This window comes from Ligilactobacillus equi DSM 15833 = JCM 10991, assembly GCF_001435735.1.
GTDB lineage: Bacteria > Bacillota > Bacilli > Lactobacillales > Lactobacillaceae > Ligilactobacillus > Ligilactobacillus equi.
This window is the reverse complement of the sequence record NZ_AZFH01000020.1, coordinates 1-7,751: the sequence shown is the minus strand read 5'-3', so window position 1 is coordinate 7,751 and position 7,751 is coordinate 1. Positions and strand designations below refer to the sequence as shown.

The following is a 7,751-nucleotide window of genomic DNA, read 5'->3' as shown; positions in this document are numbered from 1 at the left end:
CCCTGTTAAGCTTTTTTTGCGAATTTTCAAATATTACGAACTAGCAAATCGCGTATGTAATTTAAGTTTTCAAGGAGTTCCATATTACTCACTCTCTTTAATTTTTTTCGTTATTAAAATGATACAACAAAGAGTGACGATATGGGACTCCTTTTTAATATTTTTCTCATAAAACACAAAAAACTGCAGACACCTATATTAGGAATCCACAGCATCTCGTAAAGAACCTTTTTGGTTATATTCTCTATCCATTGTTTGCTACGAAAAAACTCCCAGAAAATTTGGGAGCTTTACGGTAATTATTATCTTTATTTAGGGAGGATGTAGTTAGCTTAGACTAACTGAATATCTTTACTTTTGATAAAGTCAATTAAAGTTTGAACTTCATCGCGGACATCGCGATAGACCAAATGATGTATATTGTCATAGGCTTCTAGAGCATCTTCTTCAACTGCAAAAAAACGATCCAGGATTTCTGAAATTTGTTCGCTAATAACTTGATTTTGGCTATATTTTATCCGCATCAAAGTTAATTCTTGGTAAGCTTGCATCAGAAAAATTCGGCATGATTCTTCTGAATACAGCGTACTTTGACTGTTTTCTAATTGGTGAATCACCTTTTGAAACATGGCGTCTCCCCCTTAGACTAAGGCCAACTTTTCATCAGTTGATAAAACTTCATTCATCCGACCTGACTTGAAAGCTTGCATATCAAAAGTAGTGTAATTGAAGCCAAGTTTCCGTAAAGTAGCGGAGATTTCATCCTTCTTGTCCCACGCATCTTGCAAGTCTGTTTCAGGCAATTCAACCCGTGCCAAATCACCGTGGCAACGAACACGAACCGTTTTGTAACCTAAATCTTCACGTAGATATTTTTCACTAGCAAAAACCCGGTTAACAGCAGTTTGGGTTAAGCGTGTACCGTATGGGAAGCGTGAAGCAACACTACATGAAGCCACTTTATTCCAGTTAACAATACCATTTTCCTTAGCCAAAATCCGAATATCCGCCTTGTAAAGATCTGCTTCTTGTAAGAAAGAACGCACTCCTTCTTCATCACGAGCAATTAAACCAGGACGGAAGTCTTCGTTATCATCCATAATCATCCCATCAGCTATAGTGGTAAAGCCATCAGCAGCGACAGCGTCTTTGATAGTCTTGTAGAGTAATTTCTTACTGTAGTACCAACTCTTAGGGGTGTTAGCAGCAATTTTAGCATCAGCTAACTCACTCATTTCTAAACCTAAGACTTGAGCACCCATATCATTAGCTAAATCAACAGCCTTATTGAATTCATCATCTAAGAATAATTCCGAATTCATCACCACTGCTAAAACTTTGTCACTTCCCAAAGTGTCTAAGGCAATCTTTAACAGGTAGGTTGAGTCAATACCACCAGAATAAGCAATCACCAAATTATCTAATTGCGCCAACTTATCAATTAAAATACTTTCTTTAACCTCCAAAGAAGTCATAAAAATCATCTCCAATTTTGTAATTAACGTGGCCTAGTATAAATAATTTTCTGAAAAGAAAAAATAGCGATTGTTGCTAACATTTGATACTATCATTTATTTTTCAAAAATCACGTTTTATACTTACAATTATTTTCTTTTATTTAGCCACATATTCCTGGAGACATTCATAATCTTTAATTAATATTTTTTGATGAAGAATTTCAATGATACCTTCTTCTTTCAGATGATGAATGATACGATTAACCGAATTTCTAGTAGAAATTCCACAAAAGCCAGCAATGTCTTCATTAGTCACTAAAAAATCAATTAAAGTTCCATTTCTATGAGGTTTTCCAAAAAGGCGCGTAAGCTTATACAAAAGCGCACAAACTGCACCTGTTTTTCCATTCATCGTCATAGTCTGAAGAGATTCAATATTTTCAGATAACTTCAAACGGTAGTAGTCTCTGACATAAGCCTGAAGTAATTCATCATTTGCTACATAATTCCAAAAAGTTGTTCGTGGTAAACGATAAAAATGGGCTTCTTCTGATTCTACACGAATATTAAAAGGTGAAGAAGTGTATTTAGAAACTTCATCTTTTAAAAGCGAAACAATATCAGGCGAAACAATGTAAGAAAGGTTAAATTCTCGCCCATCAGGTAAGATAACACTGGTTTTAGCTACCCCATCCTTCAAAATATAGATATAAGACTCATCTAATCCATGGTAGGACAGATAAGAGTGACGCTTTTTTTCAATCAAAGGAATGTGCTTGTCTTCTAAAAAACTTAATAAGTAATCAATTTTCATAAATCTAACTCCATCTAACTATCAAAATTTTTACCTAAGTTTCCCTTAACTTGAATATTCAAATTAAATTATAGTGATTTGGCGAACTTATGGCAATCCTTTTTACTTTTTACCGGTAAGAAAGCACTGATTTTTCTTTTATCTACTTTATTATTCTTAAAATACGACTATAAAAATACGGCAATTTAGCCTTTATGGTGCTAACATTTGTTAACAACAATGGTGATTTCTTGAAAAAATTTTTCAAATTATACTTTCCCTTGTGAAAAAATGACATGAAGGAGTCGTTAAAATGAGTGTAATCACGAAAGAAAAAGTTGCACATGAACATGAAAAAATGGTCAAAGTTGATCTTCCTTATGATAAGGGCACAATTACAGCCGAAATTCCCGAAGACAACTTTGCTGGCCTTTTAGAGTCTAAAGCTGAGGATTTTTCCAACCCACTTTCAGAAAAAGAAACTGTGGAAAAGTCTATGGATAATCCTATTGGCAGTCCTAAGCTTGAAGAACTCGCAAAAGGAAAGAAGAATATCGTCTTAATTTCCTCAGACCACACCCGGCCTGTTCCTTCACACATTATTACCCCCATTATTTTGAGAAGAATTCGTTCCGTTGCCCCAGACGCTCGGATTCGTATTTTAGTTGCGACTGGTTTCCACCGTCCATCTACGCACGAAGAATTAGTGGCTAAATACGGGCAAGAAATTGCCGATAACGAAGAAATTGTGATGCACTTCTCACAAAAAGATGAAGATATGGTCAAAATTGGCCAACTTCCTTCTGGTGGGGACTGCATTATCAACAAGGTTGCTGCAGAAGCTGACCTTTTGATTTCAGAAGGCTTTATTGAATCACACTTCTTTGCTGGCTTTTCAGGGGGACGTAAGGCGGTTCTTCCTGGAATCGCTTCATACAAGACCATTATGGCTAACCACTCTGGAGAATTTATCAATTCTAAGGAAGCCCGGACCGGAAACTTACATCATAACTTGATTCACCAAGATATGGTTTATGCAGCACGAACGGCTAAGTTAGCCTTTATTGTAAACGTTGTCTTAGATGGTGACAAAAAAATTATCGGTTCTTTTGCTGGTGATATGGAAGCGGCTCACAAGGTTGGTTGTGACTTTGTCGAAAGCTTAGCTACCGTTAAGAAAATTCCATGTGATATCGCCATCTCTACCAATGGTGGTTTCCCCTTGGATCAAAATATTTATCAAGCAGTTAAAGGAATGACCGCTGCAGAAGCTACTAATAAAGAAGGTGGCGTCATTATCATGGTTGCAGGGACTCGCGATGGACACGGTGGCGAAGGCTTCTACCACAATTTGGCCGACTATGATGACCCTAACCAATTCTTACAAAAGGCCATCAACACACCACGTTTGGAAACTATTCCTGATCAATGGACATCCCAAATTTTGGCCCGGATTTTGGTACACCACCATGTTATTTATGTTTCTGACCTCGTGGATCCAGAATTAATCGAAGACATGCACATGGAATTAGCCACTAGCTTTGACCAAGCGCTCCAAAGAGCCTTCGAAATCGAAGGTGAAGATGCTCAAGTCACCGTTATCCGTGATGGCTTGTCCGTTATCGTCAAATAGGAGGGAACTATGGAAACACGCGAAATTCTTCTGGCCTTTCAACGTGGAGAACTCTCTTTAAAACAAGCTCAAGCATCCCTCCAAGGCTTTAGTGATTTGGGCTTTGCCAAGGTTGATACCGCCCGCAAACAAAGAAACGGTTACCCTGAGGTTATTTACGGTCAAGGTAAGAGCCAGGAACAAATTTGTGAAATTATGGCGGCTTTAAAAGATGAAACGAGCCCAATCTTAACCACTCGAGTTGATGCCATAAAGGCAGAATTTCTCAAAGCGCGTTTCCCACAAGGCCAATACTTTGAAACGGCCCATTGCTTTGTTTTGAATCCTCAAAAAGAAGTTGCCAGTGATAACTACATTGCCATCGTTACTGCAGGAACTTCTGATTTATCTGTAGCAGAAGAAGCAGCCGTTACCGCCCAACAATTTGGAAACCGGGTGGAAAAAATCTACGATGTCGGCGTCGCAGGTATTCACCGGCTTTTTAACCACTTAACTTTGATTCAAAAAGCTCGTGTCGTTATTGTCATTGCTGGAATGGAAGGCGCCTTAGCTAGTGTCGTGGGAGGCTTAGTTTCAGCACCCGTCATTGCGGTACCTACTAGTATTGGTTATGGCACCAATTTTCAAGGCTTAACTGCTCTTTTATCTATGCTTAACTCCTGTGCTTCTGGCGTTAGCGTAGTTAATATTGATAATGGTTTTGGAGCGGCCTATAACGCTAGTCTGATTAACCACATGAAAGGATAAACTATGGCAGATATCTTATTTTTAGAACCCTTTTCCGGCCTAAGTGGTGATATGCTAAACGGGTTACTCTTAGATTTAGGCGCTGACTTTCAGGAAGTTCAAACTGAATTAACCAAGTTACACCTTCCTGAATTTACTGTCAGTTTCCAGCGTAACAGTCATTCTAGTATTTACGGTGGAAATTTCGAGGTTCATTTAACTAACCATGTTCACAAAGACCAAGGTTTAAGTCATCACTATGAACATGAACATCACCATAATCATAAACACGAACATCATCACGAAATACGCAATTTAGCGGCGATTAATGACATTCTTGACCAAAGTGACCTTTCGGCTGACGTCAAGGAACATAGTAAAAATGTTTTCTTCGACATTGCCCAAGCCGAAGCAAGAGTTCACCACGTGAGTTTAGATGAGATTCACTTTCATGAGGTAGGAGCAACTGATTCAATTGTTGACGTCGTTGCTTTCTTCATCGCCTTTGAAAAACTCGGTATTAAACGTGTCTACACCACAGCAGTTACTGATGGTACTGGTTTTATTCAAGTGGCTCATGGTAACATGCCTGTCCCCGTTCCGGCTGTTATGCAATTACGGCAAAACACCAACCTAATTTACCGTCAAGACTCTGAGATTCACACGGAATTGGTAACACCAACTGGTTTAGCTATTTTAAAGGAACTTAAACCAATCACTAGTATTCCTGAACACCTACAAGTAGAAAAAATCGGTTATGGTTTTGGGAAACGTCAGACAGGTAAGCTTAATGCTTTACGTGGAAGTCTGGCCACCTTAAAGCATAGTCACGAGGAAATTAACACCACCCAAGACCAAATTGCCAAACTCGAAGTCAATCTTGATGATCAAAGTCCCGAAGAACTCGGTTATATCTTTGATTTACTGCTCGAAGCCGGTGCTTTGGATGTCTTTTGGACCAACATTATAATGAAGAAAAATCGGCCGGCAGTTTTATTAACAGTTTTGTGTCAAACTCAGGAGCAAGCTAAATTTAGGCAGCTCCTCTGGGAACACACCACGACTCTAGGCGTAAGAAGTCAAGTCATGACCCGCACCAAAGCTACCCGCCATTTTGAAAAAATCACCACCCCTTTCGGTGAAATCACCGTTAAAGTTGGAATGCTCGGCTCACAAGTTAAACGTAGCCTCGAATATGATGACTGCGCCCGCATTGCGCGGAAATACCAGCTTCCTATTCACAATGTTTATCAAAAATTACAACCATATTTGCAAGGAGAACTTAAGTAATGTTACACAATTTGATTGCTGAATTTTTAGGAACCGCCCTCATGATTATGTTTGGGGTCGGGGTTCACTGCGACGAAGTTTTACAAAAAACTAAATATAAAGGTTCTGGTCACACCTTTGCCATTACCACTTGGTCCTTTGGGATTACCGTTTGTCTTTTCATTTTCGGTGGGGTCTGCATTAACCCTGCTATGGCTTTATGCCAAGCTATCTTAGGAATGATTCCTTGGTCTAGCTTCATTCCTTACGTCATTGCCGAATTTTTAGGGGCACTTTTAGGTGCTTGCTTAGTTTACTTTATGTATGCTGATCACTTTACGGCCTCAGAAGGTAAAATTGACCAAATCGCCATCCGCAACATCTTCTCTACCAACCCTAACTGCCGTAACTTACCCCGTAACTACATGGTCGAAGTTATTGCTACCACAATTTTCTTAACTGGAATTTTAGCCATTGCAACTGCTTGGCCAAAGATGTTACCTGTCGGTGTCGGTCTTTTAACTTGGGCCGTCGGAATGGGCCTTGGGGGGACTACTGGTTTCGCCATGAACCAAGCACGTGACTTGGGACCTCGTTTAGCTTACCAATTGTTACCAATTAAAAACAAAACTAATAACGACTGGCAATATGGCTTGATTGTTCCCGGGACAGCTCCTTTTGTCGGGGCTTTAATCGCTGCTGCCTTTGCCCACTTCTACTTAGGAATCTAATCTACAAAATAGGGAGATAATATGAAGAGAAATATAATTAAAGATGCAATTCCATATTACTTGGCCTGCTTAGGGCTTCATTTCATCGCCCTTTTATGTCTGGTCAACGCTGCCATCCACTACCCTAAACTCTGGGGATTAGGACTCGTAGCTTATTCACTAGGATTACGGCACGCCTTTGACGCTGACCACATCGCCGCCATTGACAATACTGTGCGGAAATTAGTTCATGCAAAACATCGGTCAACTGGGGTCGGTTTCTTCTTTTCTTTAGGCCACTCCACCGTTGTTTTCTTGATGGCTGTAATTATTGGTTTTTCCGTTAAGTGGGCTAAAATACAAATGCCTTTCTTCCAAGCAGTTGGGGGAAAAATCGGAGCCTGTGTCTCCGGGACCTTTTTACTTGTAGTTGCAGCTTTTAACTTTATTATTTTATTGAGCTTACTAAAATCCGTCAAAGCAATGAAGGCTGGACAAGTCCAACAAGATGTTCTTGAAGATTTATTATTATCACGAGGATTTATTGCATCTTTAGTTAAGCCACTTTTCAAAGTTATCTCTAAAGAATGGCAAATGTATCCTACTGGTTTTCTTTTTGGATTAGGCTTTGACACGGCAACAGAAATTGCTCTTATCGCCCTTTCTGCTGGAGCTGCTAAAGCTAGTCTACCTTTAAGCGGAATTCTATCTTTGCCTTTGTTATTTGCAGCAGGGATGTGTCTTATGGACACTACCGATTCTGTTATGATGTCCGGTGCTTATAATTGGGCCTTTGAAGCGCCTTTACGCAAAATTTACTATAATGTAACTGTCACCACAATTTCCATTGTAGCGGCCTTCTTTATCGGAGCTTTGGAATTAATCCAAGTAGCCTTAGAATCTAACCCAACCAGTGGTTTCTGGGCTTGGATTCAAGCACTTGATCTTGGTAATCTTGGTTTATGGCTATTCTTCTTATTTGCCGTTCTATGGATTGTAACCTCCCTAATCTACAACCACAATAAGAAAAAATTTTCTGTATAGGAAAAGAGCTTCTGTGTGTATGGTATATGTCTATAACCACACCGGAAGCTCTTTTTGTTTATGGTCAACTACCCCCGAACAAGTTCGGGGGCTTGTAACTCACGACACTTGCGTGTCAG

General features: G+C 39.5%; 8 protein-coding genes. 5 read left to right on the top strand and 3 right to left on the bottom strand.

Annotated features, from left to right (window positions below; all coding sequences use genetic code 11):
* Nucleotides 1-332 precede the first annotated feature (332 nt).
* The 3 genes from FC36_RS02990 to FC36_RS02980 form a co-directional block, all read right to left on the bottom strand.
* Nucleotides 333-629: a hypothetical protein gene (locus tag FC36_RS02990; RefSeq protein WP_023859964.1), complete on the bottom strand. Its 297-nt coding sequence runs from the start codon at nucleotides 627-629 to the stop codon at nucleotides 333-335.
* A gap of 12 nt (nucleotides 630-641) precedes the next feature.
* Nucleotides 642-1,475, bottom strand: a complete 834-nt coding sequence (gene larE, locus FC36_RS02985) for an ATP-dependent sacrificial sulfur transferase LarE (RefSeq protein ID WP_025021487.1) — start codon at nucleotides 1,473-1,475, stop codon at nucleotides 642-644.
* Nucleotides 1,476-1,614: 139 nt separating this feature from the next.
* A complete protein-coding gene (locus FC36_RS02980) occupies nucleotides 1,615-2,271 on the bottom strand; it encodes a Crp/Fnr family transcriptional regulator (protein ID WP_025021486.1) in 657 nt (218 codons plus the stop codon).
* A 337-nt stretch (nucleotides 2,272-2,608) separates the two neighbouring features.
* Here FC36_RS02980 and larA point away from each other — a divergent pair, with 337 nt between their 5' ends.
* From larA to FC36_RS02955, 5 genes are read left to right on the top strand one after another with little or no spacing between them, the layout of a single operon-like run.
* Nucleotides 2,609-3,883, top strand: coding sequence for a nickel-dependent lactate racemase (gene larA / locus FC36_RS02975; RefSeq protein ID WP_035191079.1), 1,275 nt, complete (start codon nucleotides 2,609-2,611; stop codon nucleotides 3,881-3,883).
* Nucleotides 3,884-3,892: 9 nt separating this feature from the next.
* On the top strand, nucleotides 3,893-4,630 hold the full coding sequence (gene larB / locus FC36_RS02970) for a nickel pincer cofactor biosynthesis protein LarB (RefSeq protein ID WP_023859960.1): 738 nt from the start codon (nucleotides 3,893-3,895) through the stop codon (nucleotides 4,628-4,630).
* A gap of 3 nt (nucleotides 4,631-4,633) precedes the next feature.
* Nucleotides 4,634-5,899 carry a nickel pincer cofactor biosynthesis protein LarC gene (larC, locus tag FC36_RS02965; protein ID WP_025021485.1) on the top strand — a complete coding sequence of 422 codons (1,266 nt, stop codon included), beginning with the start codon at nucleotides 4,634-4,636 and terminating at the stop codon, nucleotides 5,897-5,899.
* The gene (gene larD, locus FC36_RS02960; RefSeq protein WP_023859958.1) at nucleotides 5,899-6,609 is read left to right on the top strand and encodes a D/L-lactic acid transporter LarD; all 711 of its coding nucleotides are present in this window, start codon (nucleotides 5,899-5,901) and stop codon (nucleotides 6,607-6,609) included. The genes larC and larD overlap by 1 nt, the downstream gene beginning before the upstream one ends.
* Before the next feature lie 21 nt (nucleotides 6,610-6,630).
* Nucleotides 6,631-7,632 carry a HoxN/HupN/NixA family nickel/cobalt transporter gene (locus FC36_RS02955; protein WP_023859957.1) on the top strand — a complete coding sequence of 334 codons (1,002 nt, stop codon included), beginning with the start codon at nucleotides 6,631-6,633 and terminating at the stop codon, nucleotides 7,630-7,632.
* Nucleotides 7,633-7,751: the final 119 nt, after the last annotated feature.